28 protein-coding genes and 1 tRNA gene are annotated in these 25,117 nt (G+C 62.3%); 19 read left to right on the top strand and 10 right to left on the bottom strand.

Annotated elements, in window-relative coordinates; all coding sequences use genetic code 11:
- Window positions 1–67: 67 nt before the first annotated feature.
- A complete protein-coding gene (locus HME9302_RS08755) occupies window positions 68–1,675 on the bottom strand; it encodes a phosphoenolpyruvate carboxykinase (protein ID WP_115367613.1) in 1,608 nt (535 codons plus the stop codon).
- Between the two features lie 219 nt (window positions 1,676–1,894).
- Here HME9302_RS08755 and HME9302_RS08760 point away from each other — a divergent pair, with 219 nt between their 5' ends.
- The 8 genes from HME9302_RS08760 to HME9302_RS08795 all read left to right on the top strand — a co-directional run bounded on the left by HME9302_RS08760 (window position 1,895) and on the right by HME9302_RS08795 (window position 8,335).
- The gene (locus HME9302_RS08760) at window positions 1,895–2,671 is read left to right on the top strand and encodes a response regulator transcription factor (protein ID WP_115367614.1); all 777 of its coding nucleotides are present in this window, start codon (window positions 1,895–1,897) and stop codon (window positions 2,669–2,671) included.
- Complete coding sequence (locus HME9302_RS08765; protein WP_115366703.1) at window positions 2,664–4,241, top strand: sensor histidine kinase; 1,578 nt, start codon at window positions 2,664–2,666, stop codon at window positions 4,239–4,241. Before HME9302_RS08760 ends, HME9302_RS08765 begins: the two co-directional genes overlap by 8 nt.
- Window positions 4,242–4,257: 16 nt before the next feature.
- Window positions 4,258–4,734, top strand: a complete 477-nt coding sequence (locus HME9302_RS08770) for an HPr kinase/phosphorylase (protein WP_115366704.1) — start codon at window positions 4,258–4,260, stop codon at window positions 4,732–4,734.
- Window positions 4,735–4,763: 29 nt separating this feature from the next.
- Window positions 4,764–5,693 carry an RNase adapter RapZ gene (rapZ, locus tag HME9302_RS08775; protein ID WP_115366705.1) on the top strand — a complete coding sequence of 310 codons (930 nt, stop codon included), beginning with the start codon at window positions 4,764–4,766 and terminating at the stop codon, window positions 5,691–5,693.
- On the top strand, window positions 5,690–6,133 hold the full coding sequence (locus HME9302_RS08780; RefSeq protein WP_115366706.1) for a PTS sugar transporter subunit IIA: 444 nt from the start codon (window positions 5,690–5,692) through the stop codon (window positions 6,131–6,133). Before rapZ ends, HME9302_RS08780 begins: the two co-directional genes overlap by 4 nt.
- Window positions 6,130–6,414: an HPr family phosphocarrier protein gene (locus HME9302_RS08785; RefSeq protein WP_115366707.1), complete on the top strand. Its 285-nt coding sequence runs from the start codon at window positions 6,130–6,132 to the stop codon at window positions 6,412–6,414. The genes HME9302_RS08780 and HME9302_RS08785 overlap by 4 nt, the downstream gene beginning before the upstream one ends.
- A gap of 38 nt (window positions 6,415–6,452) precedes the next feature.
- Window positions 6,453–7,262: a TrmH family RNA methyltransferase gene (locus tag HME9302_RS08790; protein ID WP_115367615.1), complete on the top strand. Its 810-nt coding sequence runs from the start codon at window positions 6,453–6,455 to the stop codon at window positions 7,260–7,262.
- A 125-nt stretch (window positions 7,263–7,387) separates the two neighbouring features.
- A complete protein-coding gene (locus HME9302_RS08795; protein ID WP_181815721.1) occupies window positions 7,388–8,335 on the top strand; it encodes a hypothetical protein in 948 nt (315 codons plus the stop codon).
- 93 nt (window positions 8,336–8,428) lie between these two features.
- Here the strand turns inward: HME9302_RS08795 and HME9302_RS08800 are convergent, their stop codons facing one another.
- On the bottom strand, window positions 8,429–9,847 hold the full coding sequence (locus HME9302_RS08800; RefSeq protein ID WP_115366709.1) for a DNA recombination protein RmuC: 1,419 nt from the start codon (window positions 9,845–9,847) through the stop codon (window positions 8,429–8,431).
- 91 nt (window positions 9,848–9,938) lie between these two features.
- On the opposite strand from HME9302_RS08800, the gene HME9302_RS08805 reads away from it, so the two are divergent.
- Entirely contained in the window at window positions 9,939–10,343 is a 405-nt protein-coding gene (locus HME9302_RS08805; RefSeq protein WP_115366710.1) for a four-helix bundle copper-binding protein, read from the top strand.
- Between the two features lie 32 nt (window positions 10,344–10,375).
- The gene (locus tag HME9302_RS08810; RefSeq protein WP_230079941.1) at window positions 10,376–10,729 is read left to right on the top strand and encodes a YkvA family protein; all 354 of its coding nucleotides are present in this window, start codon (window positions 10,376–10,378) and stop codon (window positions 10,727–10,729) included.
- Between the two features lie 12 nt (window positions 10,730–10,741).
- Here the strand turns inward: HME9302_RS08810 and def are convergent, their stop codons facing one another.
- Together def and recR are read right to left on the bottom strand one after the other, a co-directional pair.
- Window positions 10,742–11,308 carry a peptide deformylase gene (gene def, locus HME9302_RS08815; protein WP_115366711.1) on the bottom strand — a complete coding sequence of 189 codons (567 nt, stop codon included), beginning with the start codon at window positions 11,306–11,308 and terminating at the stop codon, window positions 10,742–10,744.
- Between the two features lie 154 nt (window positions 11,309–11,462).
- Window positions 11,463–12,080, bottom strand: a complete 618-nt coding sequence (gene recR, locus HME9302_RS08820) for a recombination mediator RecR (protein ID WP_115366712.1) — start codon at window positions 12,078–12,080, stop codon at window positions 11,463–11,465.
- Between the two features lie 145 nt (window positions 12,081–12,225).
- Here recR and fmt point away from each other — a divergent pair, with 145 nt between their 5' ends.
- The 3 genes from fmt to HME9302_RS08835 are packed head-to-tail and all read left to right on the top strand — an operon-like array spanning window position 12,226 to window position 15,024.
- Window positions 12,226–13,128 carry a methionyl-tRNA formyltransferase gene (gene fmt, locus HME9302_RS08825; RefSeq protein WP_115366713.1) on the top strand — a complete coding sequence of 301 codons (903 nt, stop codon included), beginning with the start codon at window positions 12,226–12,228 and terminating at the stop codon, window positions 13,126–13,128.
- Window positions 13,125–13,874, top strand: a complete 750-nt coding sequence (gene truA / locus HME9302_RS08830; RefSeq protein ID WP_115366714.1) for a tRNA pseudouridine(38-40) synthase TruA — start codon at window positions 13,125–13,127, stop codon at window positions 13,872–13,874. Before fmt ends, truA begins: the two co-directional genes overlap by 4 nt.
- Window positions 13,875–13,911: 37 nt before the next feature.
- Window positions 13,912–15,024 (top strand): zinc-binding dehydrogenase, encoded by a 1,113-nt coding sequence (locus HME9302_RS08835; protein ID WP_115366715.1) that lies wholly within the window; start codon window positions 13,912–13,914, stop codon window positions 15,022–15,024.
- A gap of 47 nt (window positions 15,025–15,071) precedes the next feature.
- Here the strand turns inward: HME9302_RS08835 and HME9302_RS08840 are convergent, their stop codons facing one another.
- On the bottom strand, window positions 15,072–16,052 hold the full coding sequence (locus HME9302_RS08840; RefSeq protein WP_115367617.1) for an asparaginase: 981 nt from the start codon (window positions 16,050–16,052) through the stop codon (window positions 15,072–15,074).
- Window positions 16,053–16,155: 103 nt separating this feature from the next.
- Here HME9302_RS08840 and HME9302_RS08845 point away from each other — a divergent pair.
- Window positions 16,156–16,231, top strand: a tRNA-Val gene (locus HME9302_RS08845).
- A gap of 22 nt (window positions 16,232–16,253) precedes the next feature.
- On the opposite strand, the gene HME9302_RS08850 is transcribed toward HME9302_RS08845, so the two are convergent.
- Together HME9302_RS08850 and HME9302_RS08855 are read right to left on the bottom strand one after the other, a co-directional pair.
- On the bottom strand, window positions 16,254–16,685 hold the full coding sequence (locus HME9302_RS08850; RefSeq protein ID WP_115366716.1) for a hypothetical protein: 432 nt from the start codon (window positions 16,683–16,685) through the stop codon (window positions 16,254–16,256).
- Window positions 16,686–16,739: 54 nt separating this feature from the next.
- Entirely contained in the window at window positions 16,740–17,306 is a 567-nt protein-coding gene (locus tag HME9302_RS08855; RefSeq protein WP_230079942.1) for a TlpA family protein disulfide reductase, read from the bottom strand.
- 70 nt (window positions 17,307–17,376) lie between these two features.
- Between HME9302_RS08855 and argH the strand changes: the two genes are divergently transcribed.
- From argH to HME9302_RS08875, 4 genes are read left to right on the top strand one after another with little or no spacing between them, the layout of a single operon-like run.
- Window positions 17,377–18,753 carry an argininosuccinate lyase gene (argH, locus tag HME9302_RS08860; protein ID WP_115366718.1) on the top strand — a complete coding sequence of 459 codons (1,377 nt, stop codon included), beginning with the start codon at window positions 17,377–17,379 and terminating at the stop codon, window positions 18,751–18,753.
- An 11-nt stretch (window positions 18,754–18,764) separates the two neighbouring features.
- On the top strand, window positions 18,765–19,010 hold the full coding sequence (locus HME9302_RS08865) for a hypothetical protein (RefSeq protein WP_115367618.1): 246 nt from the start codon (window positions 18,765–18,767) through the stop codon (window positions 19,008–19,010).
- A 7-nt stretch (window positions 19,011–19,017) separates the two neighbouring features.
- A complete protein-coding gene (gene lysA, locus HME9302_RS08870) occupies window positions 19,018–20,283 on the top strand; it encodes a diaminopimelate decarboxylase (protein WP_115366719.1) in 1,266 nt (421 codons plus the stop codon).
- Entirely contained in the window at window positions 20,283–21,077 is a 795-nt protein-coding gene (locus HME9302_RS08875) for a precorrin-2 dehydrogenase/sirohydrochlorin ferrochelatase family protein (protein ID WP_115366720.1), read from the top strand. Before lysA ends, HME9302_RS08875 begins: the two co-directional genes overlap by 1 nt.
- A gap of 23 nt (window positions 21,078–21,100) precedes the next feature.
- Here HME9302_RS08875 and HME9302_RS08880 read toward each other — a convergent pair whose 3' ends face one another.
- From HME9302_RS08880 to HME9302_RS08890, 3 genes are all read right to left on the bottom strand, one after another.
- The gene (locus tag HME9302_RS08880) at window positions 21,101–22,117 is read right to left on the bottom strand and encodes a winged helix DNA-binding protein (RefSeq protein ID WP_115366721.1); all 1,017 of its coding nucleotides are present in this window, start codon (window positions 22,115–22,117) and stop codon (window positions 21,101–21,103) included.
- An 87-nt stretch (window positions 22,118–22,204) separates the two neighbouring features.
- On the bottom strand, window positions 22,205–22,648 hold the full coding sequence (locus HME9302_RS08885; RefSeq protein ID WP_115366722.1) for a L,D-transpeptidase family protein: 444 nt from the start codon (window positions 22,646–22,648) through the stop codon (window positions 22,205–22,207).
- 181 nt (window positions 22,649–22,829) lie between these two features.
- Window positions 22,830–24,134 carry an adenylosuccinate synthase gene (locus tag HME9302_RS08890; RefSeq protein WP_115367619.1) on the bottom strand — a complete coding sequence of 435 codons (1,305 nt, stop codon included), beginning with the start codon at window positions 24,132–24,134 and terminating at the stop codon, window positions 22,830–22,832.
- Window positions 24,135–24,292: 158 nt separating this feature from the next.
- Here HME9302_RS08890 and HME9302_RS08895 point away from each other — a divergent pair, with 158 nt between their 5' ends.
- Window positions 24,293–25,108 (top strand): aldo/keto reductase, encoded by an 816-nt coding sequence (locus HME9302_RS08895; protein WP_115366723.1) that lies wholly within the window; start codon window positions 24,293–24,295, stop codon window positions 25,106–25,108.
- Window positions 25,109–25,117: the final 9 nt, after the last annotated feature.

The following is a 25,117-nucleotide window of genomic DNA, read 5'->3' on the forward strand; positions in this document are numbered from 1 at the left end:
CGGGGGCTCTTCGGTCCATGGCGGTGCCAATGCGCCGTTTTAGGGCGGCACTGACAGAACCGTTTGGTCAGGCCACTTTTACCGGCGCAGCTTGCCGCACGCCTTCATCGACATGGCTTTCGAATTCGGAGAAATTGTCCACGAAGAGCTTTACCAGCTTCTGTGCCGTGCGATCATATTCTTCCGCATCGCTCCAGGTCGAACGCGGGTCGAGGATGGTCTGGTCGACACCCTTTGTTTCCAGTACCGGCACCGATACTGGTACATCGAACCCGAAATTGGGGTCCTTGCGGAACTCCACATCGTCGAGATCGCCGTCGAGCGCGGCATTCAGCAGCGCGCGGGTGGCCTTGATCGGCATCCGTTCGCCGTCGCCATATTTGCCGCCGGTCCAGCCGGTGTTGAGCAGCCAGCATTGCACGTCGCCTTCGGCAATGCGCTTCTTCAAAAGATTGCCATAGACGCTGGGATGGCGGGGCATGAAAGGCGCGCCGAAGCAGGTGGAGAAGGTGGCTTCGGGTTCGGTCACGCCGATCTCGGTTCCGGCGACCTTGGCGGTATAGCCCGACAGGAAGTGGTACATCGCCTGATCCGGCGTAAGCCGCGCAATCGGGGGCAGAACACCGAATGCGTCTGCGGTCAGCATGATGACGTTGCTGGGAACCGGTCCCATGTTTTTTTCGGATGTGTTGGGGATCGATTCCAGCGGATAGGCACCGCGCGTGTTTTCAGCCAGCGCGTTATCGTCGAGGTCGATGTTGCCGTCTTCGTCCATCACCACGTTTTCGAGCACGGTGCCATGCATCTTGGTGGTGGCGTAGATTTCCGGCTCCGCTTCGGGATCGAGGCGGATCATCTTGGCGTAACATCCACCTTCGAAATTGAAGACCGCCGTGTCCGACCAGCCATGTTCATCATCGCCAATCAGCGTACGGCTGGCATCGGCGGAAAGCGTAGTCTTGCCGGTGCCGGAAAGGCCGAAGAACACTGCCGTCTTGCCATCGGGTCCAATGTTGGAACTACAGTGCATCGGCATGACGCCCTGTTCCGGCAGCAGGTAATTAAGCACGCCGAACACGCTTTTCTTCATTTCGCCGGCATATTTGGTGCCGCCGATTAGGATCAGCTTTTCGGCAAAGTTCACCGCCACCACGGTCTCGCTGCGCGTACCATGCCGTTCCCGGTCGGCGCGGAAGCTGGGCAGATCGATGATCGTGTATTCCGGCGTGAAACCATCAAGCTCGTCCGCCGTGGGCCTAACCAGCAACGTGCGGATGAACAAATTATGCCACGCCAGTTCGTTGATGACGCGCACATTCACACGGTGTTCGGGCTGCGAACCGCCGAACAGGTCGGCCACGTAAAGCGTGTCCTTCGCAGCCACGGCAGCCATGAAGTCTTCTTTCAGATTGGCGAAATGTTCCGGCGTCATGGCGGCGTTGACGCGGCCCCACCATACGCTTTCCTCCGTCTCGCCATCACGCACGATGAACTTGTCCTTCGCGCTGCGGCCGGTGTGTTGTCCGGTTTCCACTACCAGCGCACCGTGCTTGCTCAGCCGTCCTTCGCTGTTGGCGACCGCATGCTCGACCAATTCATGGGTACCGAGATTCGGGTGGATTTTGGCGTTGGTGGAAATGCCCTGGGCAGTCAGGGGGGTGGATAGCGCGATCACGGTATTCTCCTGGTGCGGCGCGGCGATTCGGTTGGCCCGACTGTGGCGGTTGCCGCAGTCCGGTGCATATTGGGTGCATACGAATGCACGCGCGGTTGCCGCTGCCAATAAAGATGCCGCCGATGCCAGTCAAATGGCGCGGACGACGTTTTCGCCAGAAGCGCACCTGTATAGGTATCGCGATTGCAGGCCAACCTGCGCTTCGCTAAGCTGCGGGCCATGGATAGCGCACCTACCCACACCGATGTTCAGACCCCCGCCACTAGCGGCGAGCCGCGCGACGGTGTCGGCCGTACCATCGCGCTGGTCGATGACGACAAGAACATCCTGACCTCGGTCAGCATCGCCTTGCAGGCAGAGGGTTTTGTCACGCGGCTTTATTCCGATGGCGAGGCGGCGCTGGGCGCATTGCTCGACAATCCGCCCGACCTCGCCGTGTTCGACATCAAGATGCCGCGCATGGATGGCACCGAATTGCTGCGCCGCGTGCGCCAGCACATCGATCTGCCGGTGATTTTCCTTACCAGCAAGGATGACGAGCAGGACGAGGAAGCCGGCCTGGAAATGGGGGCGGACGATTACATCGCCAAACCGTTCAGCCTGCGACTGCTGGTGGCGCGCATACGCGCGATCCTGCGCCGCAATGGCGATAGCGGTGCCAATGGCGATCCGGCGGCGGCGATTGAAACCGGTGCGTCCATCCAGCGTGGAAGGCTGGTGATGGACCCGACCCGCCATATGGTAAGCTGGGATGGCAAGAACGTCTCGCTCACCGTGACCGAATTCCTGATACTGGAAGCGCTTGCCGTGCGTCCCGGCGTCATCAAAAGCCGCAACCAGTTGATGGATGCAGCTTATCCCGACGACGTGTTCGTGGATGACCGTACCGTGGACAGCCACATCAAACGGTTGCGCCGCAAGTTCCGCATGGTCGACAACCAGTTCAGCTCTATCGAAACGCTTTACGGTGCAGGCTACAGCTTCACCGATGGCTGATTACCGCGGCGGAATACTGCGCGATCGGTTGTCTGAATTCGGCCTTACCCGCCGCTTCGCGCTTACCAGCCGTATCCTGGCGGTAAACATTCTGCCGCTGCTGCTGCTGGGCGGCGGCATTTTCTACATCGACAATTACCGAAAACAGCTTCTGTCGGAACGATACAAGCTGGCCCGTATCGAGGCGCAGATCACGGCGGAGGCGCTGGCCGGTGCCAGCCGTGAACGGCAGGAAGCCTTGCTGATCCAGATCGGCAAGGAGCAGAAGATGCGCCTCAGAATGTATGATGCAGAAGGCAACGAATGGGCGGACAGTTTCGAACTGGACGGACCGGCTTTCGTGTTCGGCGATCCTGATGCGGACGGTTGGGGCGACAATTTCGCCCGGCTGCTCGACAGCATTGTCGATGCGGTAGTCAACGCGGAGCCCATCCCGCCCTATCTCGAACCGGAATCGGAGCGTGCCGACGCCTTTCCCGTGCTTGCTCGTGCGCGCGAGGAAGGCGTGACGCAGATCGAACTGGCGCAGGCGCCGGATAGGACGCCGGTCATCACAGCGGCGGCCCCGGTCGGCTTGCAGGGTTCGACGCTGCTGACGACACGCAACGCCATCGATATTACGGAATCGGTGCGAAGCGCCCGGCAAACGCTGCTGATCGGCGTGGTGCTGGCGCTGATGATCTCGATCTTTCTTTCGCTCTATCTTGCCCGCACCATCGTGACGCCGCTGCAATTGCTTGCGCGCGCGGCGTTCCGCGTCAGGGCGGGCCGCGAGCGCGAGGTGGAGGTGCCCCGTTTGCCGGACCGAAACGATGAGATCGGCCTGCTTGCCCGCGCCATCTCCGACATGACGCATACGCTACGACAGCGGATCGATTCCACCGAACATTTCGCTGCCGATGTGGCGCATGAAATCAAGAATCCGCTTGCCAGCCTGCGCAGCGCGATCGAATCGCTGGTGCGCGTCGAAGACCCCGAACTACGCGGGAAGCTGACCGATATCGCCGCGCACGACGTGCGCCGGATCGACCGGCTGGTAACCGAGATTTCCGACGCCAGCCGGATCGACGCGGAAATGACCCGTACCGCTTTCGAGGAAGTCGATCTGGCCGACCTCCTCATCAACATTATCGGAACGCGTGAAAGCCGCGCCGAAAACGAAGGGCGCACGATAGCCTTCGAACGGCCGATGCTGCGCGCCGTGGTCGCTGGAGTGCCGGTACGGCTGGAGCGGGTGATCGAAAATCTGCTCGACAATGCCGTCTCCTTCTCGCCCCCCGATGGAGTGGTGACGGTCACGATCGACCATCCGGACGAATGCGTAAGGCTGACAGTTTGTGACGAGGGACCGGGCGTCGCGCAGGATGCACGGGAAAAAGTCTTCCAGCGGTTCCATTCCGACCGCCCGGAAAGCGAGGATTTCGGCAATCATTCCGGCCTCGGCCTGGCAATCGCGCGCACCATTGCAGAAGCGCATGATGGCTCGCTCACCGTGCATTCGCGTGCCGACCAGCGCAGCGGAGCCTGTTTCGAGCTGCATCTGCCTGACGCCATGAGCACTGCAGCCTGATGAACATCTTACCCGTATGACCGGCAGCAGTGGGTTCGACAATATTGCCGATACCGGCGTCCTCCATCAGGCCAGCTGCGTCAGTGTGGCGGGCCGGGCGATCCTGATCGAAGGTCCGCCCGGGGTAGGCAAAACTACCCTCCTCCTCATGCTGCTGGACCGCGGCGCCACATTGATCGGCGATGACGGTGTGCGCCTGCTCCGGCAAGATGACGTTCTGTGGGCAGCGCCTGCCGAAACCACCAGGGGACTGGTCGAGATCCGCAATGTCGGCATCGCAACATTCGAAACTGCCAGCGCACCGGTTGCCTTGTGTCTCACGCTTAGCGCCGATGCACCTCGCTTCATCGAACATGCTGGCACGGTCCTGCGCCATGACTGTGCGATCCCGGCGCTCGATTTCGACCCCCGCGGACCCGCCATCGCCATTCGTGCAGAACACGCGCTGGCGATGCACGGATTGCCGTATCCCGTACGCCAGCCCTTCCCTTGAGTGCGGAAGCGGGCCATTCCCCGGGCGCAATGAGCGACTCGCCCTCCCAGAATGCACCGCAGCGCATCCTGCTCGTGACCGGCCTGTCCGGCGCGGGCAAGACTACTGCGCTGCGAGTGCTCGAAGATTTAGGCTGGGAAGCAGTCGATAACTTCCCCATCCGCCTGCTCGACGGTCTGATCGAGCGTACGGCATCGCACACTGCCGCTGGCGAAGATCGCCCGCCGCTCGCCATCGGGTTCGATTCGCGCACGCGGGGCTTCAGCCCGCCTGACACTATCGCGCTGGTGAAGGACCTGTCGCAGCGCGGCGATATTACCGTCGCCACACTGTTTATCGATTGCGCGGGCGACGAACTGGAGCGGCGGTACAACGAAACGCGCAGGCGGCATCCAATGGCCGACGGACGGCCAGTGCGCGAAGGCATCAGGGCCGAGCGCGAACTGGTTGCACCGCTGCGCCGCTGGGCCGACGCGGTGGTCGATACATCGGACTTTTCCAGTAACCAGCTGAAACAGGACATCCGCGAACGTTTTGCCACCGGCGCGCCCGATGAAATGGCAGTCATTGTCAGCAGCTTCGGCTTCGCGCGCGGAATGCCGCCGCTGGCCGATTACGTGTTCGATATGCGCTTTCTCGATAATCCGCATTGGGTGGAAGATTTGCGTGAGCTGACCGGGATCGACGCGCCGGTAGGTGAACATATCCGGCGCGATCCGACGTTCGACAACGCCTTCACCATCATACGCGATTTGCTGCTGACCGTGCTGCCCGCACACCGCGCGCAGGGCAAAAGCTACGTCAATATCGCCTTTGGATGCACCGGCGGGCGGCACCGTTCGGTTTACACGGCAGAGACCATGGCCGAGGTCTTGCGAGATGCGGGCTTTTCGCCCACACTCGTGCACCGCAACCTGGCTTCGCGCGCTGCTGACGAGATAGAAGGGCCGCAAATGTGATCGGCATCGTGCTTGTGACCCATGGCCGGTTGGCCGCCGAATTCGTCCATGCGATGGAACACGTCGTCGGTGCGCAGGACGCGCTGGAAACCGTCTGCATCGGTCCGGCGGACGATATGGAACAGAAACGGCAGGAGATTGCCGACGCCATCGCCGAAGTGGATGCGGGGGAAGGCGCAATCCTGCTGACCGACCTGTTTGGCGGGACGCCTTCCAATCTTGCCATTTCACTGATGCGGCCGGGTACGATCGAGGTGATTGCGGGCATAAACCTGCCAATGCTGATCCGGTTGGCGGGTGCGCGCACATCCATGACGGTAACCGACGCGGTGGCCGCTGCGCGCGATGCTGGTCGTAATTACATAACGGTTGCCAGCGAATTTCTCGGCAAGGATGTAGGCAAGTCAGGAACAGGCGCAAAGAAAGAGCCTGCAACATGAGCGGGCCGCAGGTCGAACGCAGCCTCACGATCGTGAACACGCGCGGCCTGCACGCGCGCGCCAGTGCAAAATTCGTGAACGCCGTTGCCGAACTGCCGGATGGCCACAGCGTATCGGTTGTCAAGGACGGGACCGAGGCGGCAGGCGGTTCGATCCTCGGCCTCATGATGCTGGGTGCGGCCAAGGGTGACACGGTGACCTTGCGGGTCGCGGGCGCTGATCGGGACACGGTGTTGGCCGACCTTGCCGCTCTGGTGGAAACCGGGTTCGGCGAGGAGTGATCACGCCTGCCGCTCCCGGTGCAACTGCGCCGCACAGTATCAAGCGTCGACAGATCACCGGCTTTTCCAACCCTACAGTAAAGTTCATCCGCAGCCTGCGGGACAAGAAACACCGTAAGCGCGAGGGCAAATTCCTGGCCGAAGGGTTGCGGCTGTTGACCGATGCGCTGGAAAGCGGCCGCGTCCCCGAAACGCTGATTATGGCGGAACGGCGCGAGGCGCATCCGCTGCTGGCTGCGCTGGAAAGCGCGGTTGCGGCAGCAGGCGGCGAAGTGATCGAAACCAGCGCGGACATTCTCGCCAAGATCATCGGAAAATCCAATCCGCAAGCGGTAGCCGGGGTGTTCGACCAGTTCGATACTTCGCTCGCGGCGTTCGACCGCGAAGCCGCGCCGATCTGGCTGGTAGCGCAGGCTCTGCGCGATCCCGGCAATCTGGGAACGATGCTTCGCACCGGCGATGCGCTCGGCGCTGGGGGGCTGATCCTGCTGGACGATTGCGCCGACCCGTTTTCGGTCGAGGCCGTACGCGCCAGCATGGGCGCGGTATTCACTCAGAGGCTGGTGCAAGCACAATGGGACGAATTCCAGCCATGGCTACGCGGCGAAAGAGGGCAATTGGTCGCGGCCAGCCTGCGCGATGCCGTTCCTTATCGCGGAGCCCCTTACACCGCGCCCTGCTTCGTGATGGTCGGCAACGAATCTCAAGGTCTGCCGGAAGCGTACGAAGCGGCGTGCGACCTGCGTGTGACGATGCCAATGCGCGGGCGCGCCGACAGCCTAAATGCGGCGGTGGCGGCAGCGGTTCTGGGGTATGAGGTGCTGGCCACATTCGACTCGCGCAAGTGAGGTCGATCGGGGGATTTTGCTAAATTACGCAAATCATGCGCGGCGGTCCTTTCCGGCGCCGTACCTGATGCGCGCACCTGCACAGAATGGAAGAACGGGGGCCCTTCACCGAGGCAGCTGAGCGAATGCAGTACGCGGGCTACTTCGACATCCGTAAACACAGGGCACAGATTGCGCGTACAGGAAAGGCTGTTCAAGCAACGTGGGGTCGACCGCCCCAATTCATCGTACAGCAATGTTTACCAAAGCAAATTTCCTGTCAGCTTCGGTTGGAGATTTCGATGAACCGCTATGTCGTTTCGGTAATCGCAATTGGTTTCACACTTGCAAGCTGCGGCGGCGATGACAGTGCGCCGCCCCCGCCGATCAATCAGCCAACTCCGACACCTACGCCAGCTCCTACGCCCACGCCGGCGCCTGTCACTGGATCGCTGGATTTCGATTTTGTCCAAGGCGATGACGGGTTTACGCCAGAATTTTCGGAATATGGTCGCGATCAGGATTTAACGATCTTCGGCTTCGAAGCGTCGGTCGAAATGGTGCCCGGTTTAGGCAGGCCTGGTTACCGGATGTTTTCGATCAACCGTTCCGACGATGTTTTCATGTTCCTGTGGAAACCGATTTCCGGCCTGACCCCCAACCAACAATATCGCATCGACGCAACTGTTCGCTTCGCCACCAATGTGCCACCCAACTGTGTCGGTGTAGGCGGCTCGCCTAGCGGAGTTGTCATCCAGGCTGGCGCATCGCCAGTCGAACCCGAACTTTTGCTGAGCGAAGAGCCGGGGTCCGAGAATAGCCTACGACCGAATTTCGAACACGGTGACCAGAACGCCGACAGTGGTAGCCCATTCAATATCGGAATTATTTCTTCGGATCGGGTGACCGGCACATGCGCGTTAGATGGACCGTTCGTCTCCAAGGAACTTTCGATTGCCAGCGATAACGCTCCGGTCGTCACTTCGGATGCGCAAGGGCGACTTTGGGTATTTATGGGCACCGATTCGAACTATGAAGGCGAGACGGAGGTGTTCTGGCTGTCCGGGTCTTTCAGGTTCTCTCCGGTTCAGTAACCGTAGGGTAAATACTGATTCTTCGGCGCTCTGTAGCCTTAAGTTGGTCTATCCCTGCAGGTCCGCAACACGTGTCAAAAGGTCAGGCAAAGATTAGCTAGCAAGCTTGGTCTCGTTATCGCCGTCGCTTTTCTCGCCACCATCTTCAAGCGCTTTGACGTCGCTCGCCGTATAGCGCGGCGCGCCTTCGACGAGCGGCACTTCCTCGATCTCGCGCTTACCGATCTCGATGCCTTTTTCAGCCAGACGCTTGCCGGATGACAACACGTTACGTTCAAAGCTGCCGACGAATTTGTTGTAGTTTCCGACCGCTGTTTCCAGCCCCGAACCCATGCGTTTTAGATGACCTGCGGCGACGGCGAGGCGTTCGTACAGTTCCGCGCCCGCCTTGCCGATCTCCACTGCTTCCTGTGCGATGGTGTCCTGCCGCCAGACCTGCGCCACCGTGCGCGCAATGGCGACGAGGTTGGTCGGGCTGGCCAGCAGCACACCGTTCTGGAATGCGAAGTCCCACAGTTCCGGGTCGGCTTCCAGCGCGGCGGCGACGAAATGTTCGCCCGGCACGAACATCACGACATAGTCCGGCGCATCGTCGAACTGGCTTTGATAGGATTTCGCGCCCAGTGTCTGAACATGGTTGCGCATGGATTTCGCGTGCGCGGCCAACGCGGTCTTGCGGACATCGTCGTCATCCGCCTCGAACGCTTCCTGATAGGCGTTCAGGGATACCTTAGCGTCGATCACCAACTTCTTCTGACCCGGCACATTGACGATTGCGTCGGGCCGCAGGCGGCCGTCGGCGGTGTCGACCGAATGTTCCAGAATGAAGTCCGTATGCTGCGAAAGACCACATTGTTCGAGCACGTTCTGCAAAGCCCGCTCGCCCCACCGCCCGCGCGCCTTGGGCGCGTTCGTGAGCGAATTGCCGAGCCTCTGCGCCTCGCGCCGGACTTCCTCCTGCCCGCGCCGCATGGTCTCGATCAGGCCCGTAAGCTGGCCGAAACTGTCCACGCGTTTCGCTTCCAGCGCGGACACCTGATCCTCATAATCCTTCAATCGTTTACCGACCGGTTCGAGCAGCGATTTCAACCGCGCTTCGGACTTTTCTTCCGACTGCCCGAAGCGTTCATTGGCGCGCGCCAGAAACGCCTCCTGCGCCTTGCCTAGCACCGCCGCACCGGTGTTTTCGAATTCCTTAAGCAGCTTTTCCCGGCTTTCCTCAAGCAGCCGCTTCTGTTCCGCAAAACCAGCGGCCTGCGCTTTCAGCCCGGTCAGGTCCTCGTTCGCCCGGTCAAGCTTCTCCGCCAATGCGTCGGCGCGCGCGGCGCGGTCGCTCATGGTGGCAAGCTCCGGCGCCATGCGCGACAGCCTGTCCGCCAGCTCCTTAGCCTCCGTATCGCGTTCCTGATAGCGCGCCTGTAAGTCCTTTACGGGCCTGCCGCCGAAAAACCAGCCAATCAGCCCGCCGAGCAACAATGCGGCGAAAACGAAGACGATTACGAGTGTATCCATCAACGGAACATAGCTGGAACGCAGGTGTGCGCCAACCCGAAAGCGGAACCAATCCCCCGCCCCGTTCGCTGCCTGACCGAAGGAGAATTCGATGTCGATCAAGGAAATGATCCAGGATCACCCCGCCGTGGGTGACGGTTACAACGAACAGCTGGGCGAGGCCGTGAAGCACGCGATGTATGGCGCAGCGATTATGAATAGCTGCGCAGATGCGTGTCTGGCAGAAGACAACGCCAAGGAGCGCGCCGAATGTATCCGCCGCTGCCTCGACGCCTCCGATGCCTGCACCGCATTCTACCGCATGGGCAGCCGCCGGACGGGCGGCAATGTCGCCGCGATCAAAGCGATCGGCGCGGCCACGATAATCGCGTGCGAACAGTGCCTCGAACATTGCAGCAAGCACGACGATCCGCATTGCACGCGCTGCGCCACGATGTGCCGCGAAGTAATCGAAGATGTGACCAAGGCGATTCACGGGCTTGGCAAGCACGACTGATCGCACGAAACGGATGGTGCGAACGGGTCCGGTTGCGCGACTGGGCCCGGGCGTTGCTATGTGAAGTGGCGGTGCTTTGGCTGGCCGCCCGTGACCCTCGCACGCCCTTGCTGGCAAAGATTATCGCCGGCTTTGTAGCAGCTTACGCCCTGTCACCGATCGACCTGATACCGGATTTCATCCCGATTATCGGCTTGCTGGATGACGCGCTATTGATACCGGCGGGTATCTGGCTGGCAAGACGTCTAGTTCCGCATAATTTGATGACAGACCTGCGCTTAAAAGCGGATCAGGCGAAGCCTTCGCGATCCGCAATCGGAGCGGTGTTCGTTGTCAGTACCTGGCTCGCCATCGCAATGCTTGGATGGTCGTGGCTCGTGGGTTGAGCGAGAAGGACGTCAGGCCGCCTTGCGTAGCTTGTTCAGTTTCTTCAGCGCCATTTGCCGTTTCAACCGGCTCAAATGGTCAATGAACAGAATGCCCTCGAGATGGTCCATCTCGTGCTGCAGGCAAGTCGCCATCAGCCCGTCCAGATCTTCCTCGTGGGTTTTGCCCTCGACATCCTGATACCGCACGCGGCAGGTCGCCGGACGGTCCACATCGGCATAAATTTCCGGGACCGACAGGCAGCCTTCCTGATACGTTCCGATATCCTCGGACGGATCGAGAATTTCAGGGTTCACGAACACGCGCGGCTCTTTCTTCAAAGGCTGGTGGGTGTGTTCGTGACCATCATGGTCGCAGGCTTCCGGCTCTGCATCCGGATCCTCGGGCTGCAAGTCGATGACCAGCACCCGCTTGGGCACGCCCACCTGGATTGCGGCGAGGCCGATGCCGGGGGCGTCGTACATCGTTTCGAGCATATCGGCGACAAGCGTTTTCAGCTCCTCGTCGAAAATTTCGACAGGGGTCGAGATCGTTTTCAACCGGGGGTCCGGCACTTCCAGAATTTCGCGTATGGCCATGGGCGCTATTTAGTGCCGCCCGAAGCGCTATGCAATCCTCCCCGCACTGGGGAGGGGGACCATCCGCAGCATGGTGGAGGGGCACGTCCGGTGTCGTGCTACGTTGAGGGTGCCCCTCCACCACTTCGTGGTCCCCCTCCCCCAAAGGGGAGGATCATCCTACCGGCCGCCTTGCCCGCAGCGCCTGCGCCAGTGTGCCTTCGTCGAGGTAATCGAGTTCGCCGCCGACCGGCAACCCGTGAGCCAGCTGTGTTATACGTACCGGAAACTCCTCCAGCCGTTCGGCCAGATAATGCGCCGTCGTCTGACCCTCCAGCGTGGCGTTCATGGCGAGCACCACCTCCTCCACCGCGCCCGCGCCTTCGGCAGGCGAACGGTCCGCCACACGGTCGAGCAGAGCGCCGATCGACAGGTCGTCGGGCCGCACCCCATCCAATGCCGACAGCCTTCCGCCGAGCACGTGATAGCGACCGGTAAACAGCTTCGCCCGGTCGAGCGCCCACAGATCCGACACATCCTCCACCACGCAAAGGGACTTCACATCGCGGCGCGGGTCAGCGCAGATGCCGCAAGGGTTTTGCGTGTCGACATTGCCGCAAACGTCGCATTCGACCAGCCGGTCCTGCACCGCCTGCAAGGCTTCGATAATTTGCCCCAGTGCGTTTTCCCGTCGCTTCACCAGCCACAGCACCGCGCGCCGGGCGGATCGGGGGCCGAGCCCGGGAAGCCGCGAAAGGGCGGCGGCGAGTGTTTCGATTTCCTGCGATGCCATGTGATCCGCCCCTGGTATACCCTACCCTGCTCGCCCCAAGCTTGTCGAATGACCGCTCTTTCTTCTAGCGCGGGCTACGAAGGACAACAGCATCCCTTCGACAGGCTCAGAACGAGCGAGAATTTGTAAGTGAGAACATGATATAATGCGCATCGTCTTCATGGGAACACCGGATTTCGCGGTGCCGACACTTGGTGCGCTGGTCGAAGCGGGGCACGATTTGGTGGCCGCTTATACCCAGCCGCCACGCCGCGCAGGCCGGGGTAAGAAGTTGCAACCTTCGGCCGTGCAGATCGCTGCGGAGGAGCAGGGGATCGAGGTTCGCTCGCCCGCATCGCTGAAGGATGTGGGCGCGCAGGCCGATTTTGCGGCGCTGGATGCGGATGTGGCGGTCGTCGCGGCGTATGGTCTTATATTGCCGCGCGCGGTGCTGGATGCGCCAAAGCACGGCTGCCTCAACGTGCATGCGTCGCTGCTGCCGAAATGGCGCGGCGCTGCGCCGATCCAGCGGTCGATATTGGCAGGCGATAGCGCCACGGGTGTGACGATCATGCAGATGGAGGCGGGCCTGGACACAGGACCCATGCTGCGCGTGGTGCGCACCGATGTCGATGGCAAGACAGCGGGCGAGCTGACCGCAGAACTGGCGGAACTAGGCGCGGCAGCCATGGTCGAAACGCTTGCCGACCTGCCCTCCCACGACGCGCGGCCGCAAAACGATGCCGCCGCCACCCATGCGCCCAAGATCGACAAGGCCGAAGCGGCAATCGACTGGGCCAAGCCCGCCGGGCAGATCGAGCGGCAGGTTCGCGCATTCGCACCGTTCCCCGGCGCATGGTTCGCGCTCGATGGGGACCGGGTGAAGGTGCTTGCCGCGCAAGTGGTCGCGCGCGAGGGCAAGCCCGGCACCGTGCTCGACGACGCGTTTACGATCGCCTGCGGCTACGCGGCGCTGCGCCCAACGCGGCTGCAACGTGCGGGCAAGCCGACGATGAACGCGGAAGACTTCCTTCGCGGCAAGCCAGTGGCGTCCGGCACGCAATTATGACGCGACGCTTCGCCCTCACGCTGGAATATGACGGCACGCCCTTCATGGGCCTGCAACGCCAGCCGCATGGCCCTAGCGTGCAGCAAACGGTGGAGGATGCGGCGCGGGCCGTAACAGCCGAGGACGCCGTGATGTTTGCCGCAGGTCGCACCGATTCGGGCGTCCATGCGCTGGCGATGCGGGCGCATATCGATCTGCAAAAAGACCTCACGCCGTTCCGGCTGATGGAGGCGCTCAATTACCACATGCGAACCGCGCCGGTGGCGGTCACGCATTGCGAAACCGTGCCGGACGATTGGCATGCGCGGTTTTCCTGCACCGGGCGCGCCTATGAATACCGCATATGCAACCGACGCGCTCCGTTGACGCTGGAAGCGGACCGGGCGTGGCTGGTGCCGCAGGAGCTGGACGCGGAAGCGATGCACCGCGCAGCGCAGGCGCTCGTAGGCCAGCATGATTTTACGACCTTCCGATCCGCCCATTGCCAAGCAGCAAGTCCGCTAAAGACGCTGGATAGTCTGGACGTAAGCCGCGAGGGGCAGTCCGTCGTCATCCGCACCGCCGCCCGCAGTTTCCTGCATCATCAAGTCCGCTCGATAGTCGGGTGCCTTGCACTGGTCGGGATGGGGCGGTGGCGGGAACGGCGCATCGGCGACGCGCTGGCCGCGGCAGACCGCAACGAGTTGGGCCTGAATGCCCCGCCACAAGGTCTGTATTTCGTGGAAGCCATCTATCCCGAAAGCTGATACGAGTTTTAAAACGCATACTGATTGGGAGTACGACATGACCACCACCGGACAGCAGATTTTCACCACCCTTGCCGCCGACGGCACCTTGACCGTGGAAGTGGGCGAGCAGACCTTTCCCGATCCCAAACCGTCGCAAGTACTCGTCCGGATGGAAGCCGCCCCGATCAACCCGTCCGACCTCGCGCTATTGTTCGGCCCCGCCGATCTTGAAAACGCGGAATATTCGGACGGCAAGGTGGTTGCCAAGATGCCGGAACCTTTCGCCAGTGCGGCCAAGGGCCGTCACGGCCAGCGTCTGCCGGTCGGCAATGAAGGCGCAGGTACCGTGATCGCCGCCGGTGACAGCGACGCTGCGCAGTCCTTGATGGGTCAGCGGGTCGCCTGCGTTCCGGGCAACGCCTTCAGCGAATATGCCATTGCCGAAGCCGCCATGTGTCTGCCGCTGGGCGATATTTCGGCTGAGCAAGGCGCGTCCGCTTTCGTCAATCCGATGACCGCGTTGGGCTTCGTCGAGAATGCCAAGATGGACGGGCAAAAGGCAATCATCCATTGCGCTGCCGCATCCAATCTGGGTCAGATGCTGAACCGTATCTGCCAGGAAGACGATATCGCGCTGGTAAATATCGTGCGTAAACAATCGCAGGTGGAACTGCTGAAAGATCTTGGCGCTAAGCACGTTGTCAATTCATCGGACGACGATTTCATGAAGCAGCTGCGCAGTGCGATCGACGCGACGGATGCCTATTATGGCTTCGATCCGATCGGCGGCGGGACCACGGTGGATGCATGTTTCAAGGCGATGGAGCAGGTCGCCAGCGCCAAGATGACCGAATTCAGCCGCTATGGTTCGAACCAGCCAAAGAAGATGCACATTTATGGCCGGCTGGATCTCGGCCCGACGATCTTGACGCCCGCTTACGGCTTTGGCTGGACGCTGACCGGCTGGTTGCTCACCCCGTTCCTCGCCAATGCCGGAATGGAAGTGGTTGGCCGGATGCGTCAGCGCGTCCTCGATGGCCTGACGACGACATTCGCCAGCAATTACAAGCAGAAGGTCGGGCTGAAGGAAATGCTGACCAAGGATGCTGCGCTGGATTACCGCGCCATGAAAACGGGTGAAAAATATCTGGTATCACCGCACGGATGATTGGATGGATGTGAGTCCCTGCCAGTGCGGGGGCTCATACGCCGCTATCAACGCCGCCCGAATTCCGCCTGTATCGCGTCAAAATTCGTAATTCCCTGCGCCAGCAGCAATTGCAGCAAAATGCGCGATTTCGCCGGACCGAGCGCGCGCGCAGCTACAAGACCCAGTCGGTCGTCATCGGGCTCTCTGTCCACCAGCGCTTCATCCACGCGCGAACTGCGCACCACCGGCACGCCCGCCTTGGCCGCATCGCCCAGCGCTTCGCGCACTGCGGCAGGCGCGTTGCCCTCGCCAAACCCGGCCAGCACCACCCCCTGTGCCCCGCCTGCAATCGCAGAGGTTACCGCGCTGGCAGACATCCCGGCCACAGCATACAGCACCGCCACGTCGGGCATCGTTTTGGGTAACGGGTGGCGCGCACCCTCCCCCGTTCGCCATGGATCGGTGAACCATTCCAGACTGCCGGGTGTCGCGGCTGCGATCGGGCTTCGCGGGAAGCTGCGGAAGGCGGAGGTTCCGGTGGTTACGGCCTTGCGCACGTCGCGCGCGGAATGAACCAGATCGCCCATCACCACCAGCACCCCGCGTCCGGAAGCATCAGGATTGCTCGCCACGCGCACGGCGTTGGCGAAATTGCGCAGTCCGTCGCTACCCACCGCATCGTCCGGCCGCATCGCGCCGACCAGCACCACCGGCTTGTCAGTCGGCAGGGTCTGGTCGAGCAGGAACGCGGTTTCCTCCGCCGTGTCGGTGCCGTGGGTCACGATTACGCCAGCGCAATCATCGTCTGCCAGCGCGGATTGAACTGCGGAATGCAGGGCCGCCCAAACCGGCAGTCCGATATCCTCCGACCCGACATTGGCGATTTGTTCGCCGGTAAGAACCGTATCGATGCCGAGCGCGGAAATTCGTGTCAAAAAATGTTCGATCCCGATCTGTCCGGGTCGATAATCGCGGCGGGTTGGCGAACCGGCCCGGCCGGCAATGGTGCCGCCGGTGGCGCAAACATGGATATAGGGACTGATCATGCGGCCGGGCATAGACCGATTTGCAGCCAATCGGTAATCGCAATTGATTTTAACCTGGTGACCGCTAAAGGAATGCGGCGCGGCCAATTTGGTGCGCAGACCAGGGCGGTTAGCTCAGCTGGTAGAGCATCTCGTTTACACCGAGAGGGTCGGCGGTTCGAACCCGTCACCGCCCACCATTTTCCCTCGAAATCCTGCCGTTCAGGCCTGGCCGCTATTAGCTTTCAGAATCGATGGCCGCCGGTTGTCGCATGGGCCGCCGGTCCCGTCGAAGGACCGCCGCGTCAGGCGCCGGGCACGATCCGAATCGATATTTTCCAGCGCATCGCACCGGTCGTCCGCTTCCACCATCTCGGCCAGATCCTCGATTGCGTCTTCCGACCGCTGGATTTCATCCGCACCGCGCGTATTGCCCTTGTCGCGCAGTTCCTGCTCCACCAGATCGAGCATACGGGCCACCAGCCGCAATTCCTCCGCAAGGCGGTGTTCCATGACGTCCTGCGATTTCTCGACCACGATTTGCGGCCGGAAACTTTCCCGCAATGCCTGCAAATGGGTTTGGGCGAGACGTTCCATCTCGTCATCGTCAATCGGAGTGCCACCCGAGATGGCCTTTGCATATTGGAAGCTCATCCGGCCGTAATATGCGGCATTGGATAACGGCGGATTAAGTCTGTCGTAAATGTTTCAATCGCCAGACGCCCCGCCAAGCGCTTCGTCCAACGCCCCACGCGCGGCGGCACTCGACCAGTCGTAATCGCCGACCACACGCCAAACCTCCTGCCCGGAAGCATCGTACAGGATCGTTACCGGCAGTGTATTGGCCGGGATCGCGTCCATCAGCGCGTTTTTCGAATCGATCCACGCCGGCAGGTTCGCCAGCTGCCGCTCCGCCAAAAATGGCGCAACACGCTCCGCCTGCAAGTCCTGGCTGACCGTCAGCACACGCAATCCCCCTTCGTAATCGCTCGCCAGTTCGTCCAGCAGCGGCAGTTCCTTGATGCACGGCGCACACCATGTCGCCCACAGGTTGAGAAGCACCGGACCGCCTTGCAACGCGCCGGTGTTCAACGTCGCGCCATCGGGATCGGTCACTTCCACCGCCGGCATCAGGTCACCTGCCTGCGCGCGGTCGATGGTTCCGGTCGCGATCTCGCCTGACAAGTCCCCCTTGGCCCCGTCCAATCCGGCCTGTTCTTGCCCAGCCTCCCCTGCATCCCTATCGCAGCCGGATAGAGCCAAGAGGAACAGCACCGCCGTGAATGACGAACGCGATAGAGATGCAAGCGGCGACAGGACGGTGGGCAAGGGCGGTTCCAATGCGATGTGGGGCGGGCGCTTTGCCGAAGGGCCGAGCGCGGTCATGGCCGAAATAAACGCGTCCATCGGCTTCGACAAGGCACTGTGGCGGCAGGATATCGCGGCGAGCAAGGCGCATATGGCGATGCTGGGCGCGCAAGGCATCGTATCTTCCGGGGATGCGGCGACAATCGCAGACGGGCTCGACAAGGTCGCGGCGGAATACGAGGCGGACGGCGTGCCCGAAGACTGGGCGCTGGAAGACATCCACATGACTACCGAAAGCCGGCTGGCCGAATTGATCGGGCCGGTCGCGGGCCGCCTGCATACAGGGCGCAGCCGCAACGATCAGGTGGCAACGGATTTCAAGCTGTGGGTGCGCGAAGCGATCGAGCAGATGGATGGCGCGCTGGCCGCACTGCAGTCTGCGCTGGTGCAGCGCGCGCATGAACACGCCGCCAGCATCATGCCTGGTTTCACCCATCTGCAAACCGCCCAGCCGGTCACGCTGGGGCATCATTTGCTGGCCTATTACGAAATGCTGGAGCGCGACCGCAGCCGCTTCGCCGATGCGCGCGTGCGGCTCAACCGCTCGCCATTGGGCAGCGCGGCACTGGCGGGCACCGGCTTCCCCATAGACCGCAATGCGACAGCGCAGGCGCTGGGTTTCGACGGGCCGACACATAACAGCCTGGATGCGGTATCGGACCGCGATTTCGCACTGGATTACCTAATGGCGGCAGCGCAGTGTTCGCTGCATTTGTCGCGGCTGGCGGAGGAATTCGTGATCTGGGCCAGCCAGCCCTTCGGTTTTGTCCGCATGCCCGACACGCTGTCCACCGGCAGTTCGATCATGCCGCAGAAGAAGAACCCCGACGCGGCCGAACTGGTGCGCGGCCATGCCGGGCGGATCGTCGGCTGCGCCACCGCGCTGATGGTGACCATGAAGGGCCTCCCGCTCGCCTATTCCAAGGACATGCAGGACGACAAGCCGCCGGTGTTCGAGGCGCATGGCCTGCTGGAACTGTCCATCGCCGCGATGACCGGCATGGTGGCGGACAGCACGTTCCGAACGGATCGGATGCGGCAGGCGGCGGAACTGGGCTATGCCACCGCAACCGATCTGGCGGACTGGCTGGTGACCCAGGCGGATATCCCCTTCCGCGAGGCGCACCACATCACCGGCGCAGCGGTCAGGCTGGCGGAGGAGCGCGGCGTTGCATTGGACGCGCTGCCGCTGGCGGATCTGCAGGCCATCGACAAGCGCATCGACGACCGTGTATTCGATTCGCTGTCGGTCGATGCCTCGGTCGCGGCGCGCAGTTCCTATGGCGGGACCGCGCCGCAGCAGGTAAGGCTGCAAACCGCCCACGCCGCCGACCGGCTGGGTATTACTCTATGACGGATCCAGCCATGCGCCTTTTCCGAAATACTACCACGGTTATTATCGCGCTGTCGCTAGCGGCGTGCGCGCAGACTGGCGAACTTACGCCGGAGCCGGGCGAAGCCTTGCCCCCTGCTCCGCATGGCAAGGTGGTTAAACCGGAAGCGGAGAAGCTGTTGGAGCTCGATCCGCTCGCCGCGCCTGATCGCAGCGTGGAATTGCGAAAACGGTCCGAAGAACGCGAAGACGATCCTTTCGACCTGCCGCCAGAGTAAGCTTTCCATGGACCATTTCCAGTATCGCGGCGGCATCCTTCACGCCGAAGACGTTCCCCTGCCGCGCATCGCGGACAAGGTTGGAACCCCGGTTTACGTCTATTCCCGTGCCACGCTGGAACGCCACGCGCAGGTATTCGCTGCCGCACTGGAAGGCGCGGGGAACGCGCCGCCGCTCATCGCCTTTGCCGTGAAGTCGAACCCCAATCTCGCCGTGCTGAAGGTTCTGCAGCGACAGGGCTTCGGCGCCGACGTCGTTTCCGGCGGCGAGCTGGCACGCGCGCTTGCCGCCGATATTTCGCCCGACAAAATAGTGTTTTCAGGCGTGGGCAAGACCCGCGCCGAAATCGAATACGCGCTCGAACAGGACATCGGGCAATTCAACATCGAATCGCGCGAAGAAGGCCGCGAGCTGGCGCAGCTCGCCGCAGACCGCGGATTGGTCGCGCAAGCCGCCCTGCGCATCAATCCCGATGTCGATGCCGGGACGCATGACAAGATTTCCACCGGCAAGGCAGACAACAAGTTCGGTGTGCCCCTGTCGCGCGCAGCAGACGTATTTACCGAGCTGGCCGCTCTCGACGGGCTGAGCCTGCGCGGTGTTGCGATCCATATCGGCAGCCAGCTGGCCGACCTCGCCCCGCTGGAAACCGCCTTCGCCAAGATCGGCGGGCTGGTGGAAACCTTGCGCGCAAACGGCCACCGGATCACCCATGTCGATCTGGGCGGCGGACTGGGCGTGCCGTATCGCAAGGGCGAAGTGCTCCCCTCGCCAGCGGAATATGGCGCGATGGTAAAACGCATGACTGCTGATTTGGACGTGGCGCTGACGTTCGAGCCAGGCCGCGTGATCGCGGGCAATGCGGGCGTGCTGCTGACGCGGGTGGTGCGTGTGAAGGAAGGCGTGAACGACCCGTTCCTGATCGTGGATGCTGCCATGAATGATCTCGCACGACCGGCGCTGTACGGTGCGTGGCACGATTTCGATGCGGTCGCACCCGATGGCCGAACCATGACGGCCAATATCGTCGGGCCGATTTGTGAAACCGGCGATACGTTTGCGATGGGCCGCGATACCGACGCTTTCGTGGCGGGCGATCTCGGCGTGTTCCGTACTGCCGGTGCCTATGGCGCGACCATGGCGTCGTCTTACAATTCGCGCGGCTTCGTGGCCGAGGTGCTGGTCAGCGAGGATGATTTTGCCATCGTCGCGGACCGTATCGCGGCGGCTGCGATCATGGATGCCGAACGCGTGCCGGACTGGCTCGCCTGATGGATCCGAAGCCTGCCCCCTTGCGGTCGCTGCCGCTGTTTCACAGGATTGCCGGCAAACGCGTGGTCGTAATCGGCGACGGGATCATGGGCGAGGCGAAGACCCGGCTTGTCGAACGCGCAGGCGGCATCCCCTGCGGCGAACCCGAGGCGCATCATGCCGCGCTCGCCTTTATCGCGCTGGAGGATGAACGCAGCGCGGAAAGCGCCGCCATCCGCCTGCGCGCCAAGGGGCTGCTGGTGAACGTCGCCGACCGGCCGGACCTTTGCGATTTCACAACGCCCAGCCTGCTCGACCGTGACCCGGTGCTGATTGCCATCGGTACGTCGGGCGCATCGGCGGGCCTTGCCAAGCAATTGCGGCTGAGGCTGGAGAAGCTGTTGCCAGCCTCGCTCGGCCGGCTGGCCCAGATGCTTTCCGACCGGCGGGACGACATACGCGCGCGTTTCCCCCCTGCCGATGGCCGCCGCCGCGCGCTGGACGATGCGCTGGGCGAAGGCGGAGTGCTCGATCCGCTGGACGATGGCGCAGCAAATGCGTTCGAAGGCTGGCTGGCCGGAACCGCGCCGATCATGGAAGCGGGGCAGGTCGTGCTCACTCTTGCCAGCGACGATCCCGAAGATTTGACCCTGCGCCAGGCGCGGCTGCTGGGCACAGCGGATACGATCCTGTTCGAACCGCTGGTTCCGCCTGCAATCCTGGACCGGGCCCGCGCCGATGCGCTGCGCCGTCCCCTGCCGCATGACGGACCGCTGCCCGATGGGCTGACGCTGATAATCAGGCTGGTGGAGTAAGCCGCCCGGCAGCCTGCCTGCTCTTAGCGGTCGGCGGTAACGCCGGTTTCGACAAAATAGCGCGCCATCGCGTCCACCGCCTTGTCGCTCAACTGCATGAAGGCACGGCGCTTGTCGCCGGGATCCTCCACCCGCTCCAGCAGCCCGGCTTCGGTGAGGGTCGCAATCCAACGCAATGCGGTGGTCGGCGGGACGCCGCTGGCGATGCACAGCGACGTAATCGATACGCGGGCGTGTTCGGCGCGGGCGGCAGTCAGGTCCAGCATCATGTCCCATGCAGGATCGGCAAACAGCGCCGCGTCGAAGAACTTGCCGCGCGCCTCGCGCTGGCGGATGATTTCCCGCACCAGTCGCGGATCGGGCAGCGGCGGGCGGGGTTTGCGCAACAGCGAGCGTTCGTTTCCGTCCGCAGTGTCATCGGTCCTTGTTCCATCGGTAGCATCCCCGCCTTCGCCGCGAAACCGGTCGGCAGGCGAGTGAAACCGGAATGCCCCGCCGACCGCGCTCTGCCCGGAGCCGGCCGTGAGATCATCCAGTCGGCGCGCAATATTGCCGACTTCTTCGGTCAGGCGAAGCATCGCGACGCGGTCTTCCTGCGACAATTCGCGCACGCGCACACCCGAAAGGTTTGCCAAGGCGCGCCCCATCGCCACGGATTTTTCCGCCTGCCCCGGATCGACCAGTATCTGCGGGTCCGAGCTGTCCATACAAGCGAACACATCATCCAGCGCGTCCAGCGTGGTGAGCATGACTACGGGTGTTCGCGCCTTGGCCGCCGAATCATCCAGCACGGCAAGCGCCGCCATCGCTACCGCGCTCGTTGTGAGGCATTCCGCCACCACGACATCGCCGCACGGCGTGACCGGCGCACCGTCCCCAGCCAGCGGTTCCAAAGCGGCTTCGTGCTCGACCCGCAATCCGCTATTTGCAAGGTCGGAAACGATGGCGGACCGGCTGGCGGCATCGTCAGCGAAAACGGTCAGCGATAGCAGGCCACCCTCCCGTTCAGGCGCGCTCCCATAGGTAAAATCGGCTTGCATTGCTTACCCCCAAGCGCGATTCGCCGCGTGGCCAGTCGCCGGAACAGATTGCGAACGAGGCACTGGCTAGTCAAGCAGAACTGCGTGTTACGGCTGGATATCGATGATTGTTCCGTCAGGAACCAGCCGCCATAATTCTTCGATCTCGGCATTGCTCAGCGCGATGCAGCCATCGGTCCAGTCACCGGGAATGCGCGCCATGCTCGAGCCATTGGGCTGCCCATGGATGAAGATATCACCTCCCGGATCGCGGCCCAGACCTTGCGCAAAAGCTATGTCGGCGGAGTTGGGATAGGATATGCGCAGGCTGAGGTGGAATGCGCTTTCAGGATTGCGCGTGTCGATCGTGTAGCGGCCTTCCGGCGTGCGTTCGTCGCCTTCGAACTGCTTGTGCCCCTGCGGCGCGTCGCCGAATGCGATGCCGGTATAAGTGCGGATCGGGGTGTCGCCCGAAAATGCGGTCAATGTCCGGTCGGACTTGTCTACCAGCAGGTAGGTCGCATGGACTTCCTGCGGAAGTGGGGCACGCACATCGGGTGCGGACTGACATGCAGCGAGGAATGCAGCGAAGGCCGCAGCCCACCCCGCTGCGACTAGGTTCGCTTTGCTTACAAAGTCTCGCCGACCCCTCCCGCTTGCGGGAGGGGAGCGCAGCTTGGCGAGCGTAGCGAGTTTAGCGAAGCTGGGTGGGTTTTTCAGCGTTTACACCCCTTCAATCCACGAACGGATCGCGCACCAGGATGGTGTCGTCGCGCTCCGGACTGGTGGATACCAGCGATACCGGCGTTTCGATCAATTCCTGCACGCGCGTCACGTATTTGATCGCATTCGCGGGCAAATCGGCCCAGCGGCGCGCGCCTTCGGTGCTTGTCTGCCAGCCTTCCAGTTCCTCGTAGATCGGCTCCACTTGGTCCTGGTCGGCGGCGTGGGCGGGGAAGTAGTCCAGTTCCTCGCCGTTCAGCCGGTAGCCGGTGCAGATCTTCACCGTATCGAACCCGTCCAGCACATCCAGCTTGGTCAGTGCGATACCGGTAACGCCGCTGATGGCGCAGCTTTGCCGCACCAGCACCGCATCGAACCAGCCGCAACGCCGCTGACGGCCGGTTACGGTGCCGAATTCATGGCCGCGTTCGCCCAAGCGCTGGCCGACATGCTCCTCTCCGGAATTCGGGCCAAGCTCGGTTGGAAACGGACCGCTGCCGACGCGGGTTGTGTAGGCTTTCACGATGCCGAGCACGAAGCCGGTGCTGGACGGGCCGAGGCCCGAACCGCTGGCCGCGGTACCGCTGACCGTGTTGGAACTGGTGACGAACGGATAGGTACCGTGATCGACGTCGAGCAACACGCCCTGCGCGCCTTCGAACAGGATACGCTCGCCGCGCTTGCGCACGCCCTGCAGGCGTTTCCACACAGGCTCCGCAAATTTCAGAACGAACGGAGCCACTTCCGCAAGCCGGTTCAGCAGTTCCGCGCGGTTCACCGGCGGCTGGTCGAACCCTGCGCGCAGGGCATTGTGATGCGCGCACAGCCGGTCGAGGATCGGATTGAGATCGTCCAGATGAGCGAGGTCGCACACGCGTATCGCGCGTCTGCCCACCTTGTCTTCATAAGCCGGGCCGATGCCCCGCCCGGTGGTGCCGATCTTGCCCTTGCCGGCTGCCGCCTCACGCAGATTATCAAGCTCGCCATGGATCGGCAGGATCAGCGGGCAGTTGTCGGCAATCGCGAAATTATCCGCCGTGATGGACACGCCCTGCCCTTCCAGCTTCTCGATTTCGGCTTTCAGTGCCCATGGATCCAGCACCACGCCATTGCCGATGATCGACAGTGTGCCCGATACGATACCCGATGGCAGCAGCGACAGTTTGTAGACATTGCCGTCGACTACCAGCGTGTGCCCCGCATTGTGCCCACCCTGAAAGCGCACGACGGCATCTGCGCGGCTGGCGAGCCAGTCTACGATCTTGCCCTTGCCCTCATCGCCCCACTGGGCACCGATCACGGTCACATTGGCCAAAGCGATAATTCCTGCTGCTGGTAAGAAAAGAAAACCCGCCGCGCCGTAGTGGACGGACGCCTCAGGGGCAATGGTGAGAGGCGGATCATGACCTGAATAACCGCGCGGGAACCGGAAGCGTAGTGCGATGCGTTGGTAAGGCGAACCAAGGAGCATTCATGACCGACTACCCCACATTGATGATGAACGACGACCGCCAGATCCCGCAGCTGGGCTTCGGCACTTACCAGATCGACGATAGCGACGCCGCCGAAACCGTCCAAACCGCGCTCGACACCGGATACTGGCTGATCGACACTGCGGCCATTTACAAGAACGAACGCGGTGTGGGGGAAGGCATCGGCGATTGGGCCGACATCTTTCTCACCACCAAGATCTGGAATGAAAGCCAGGGTTACGATCGTACGAAAAAGGCGTTTGCCAAATGCCTGGAACGGCTGGGCCGCGACTATGTCGATCTGTTGCTGATCCACTGGCCCTGCCCCGAGCAGGGTCTGGCCGTGGAAACATGGAAAGCATTCATCGAATTGCGCGAGGAAGGGTTGGCCAAATCCATCGGCGTATCGAATTTTCGCGAAGAAGACTTGCAGATGCTGGCGAGCGAAACGGGCATCGTTCCGGCGGTCAACCAGATCGAAATTCACCCGTCTTTCCAGCAGCGCGATATGCGCAAGGTGCATGACGATATGGGCATCATCACGCAAAGCTGGTCCCCGCTCGGCCAGGGTGCCGGACTGAAACATGATGCCATTAAACGGATTGCCGAAGAGCTGGGCCAGCCCGCATCCGCCGTGGTGCTGCGCTGGCATATGCAGTGCGGCCTCGCCCCCATTCCCAAGGCTAGCAGCCAGGAGCATATCGAGGCCAACTTCCGCGCGCTCGACTTCGAGCTGTCGGACGAACAGATGAACGCGATCGACGACCTCGACCAGAAGGACGGCCGGATCGGACCGGACCCCGCCGAATTCAACTGATTGCCGGAA

Origin of the sequence: Alteripontixanthobacter maritimus (genome assembly GCF_003340475.1) — a bacterium.
Taxonomy (GTDB): Bacteria; Pseudomonadota; Alphaproteobacteria; order Sphingomonadales; family Sphingomonadaceae; genus Alteripontixanthobacter; species Alteripontixanthobacter maritimus.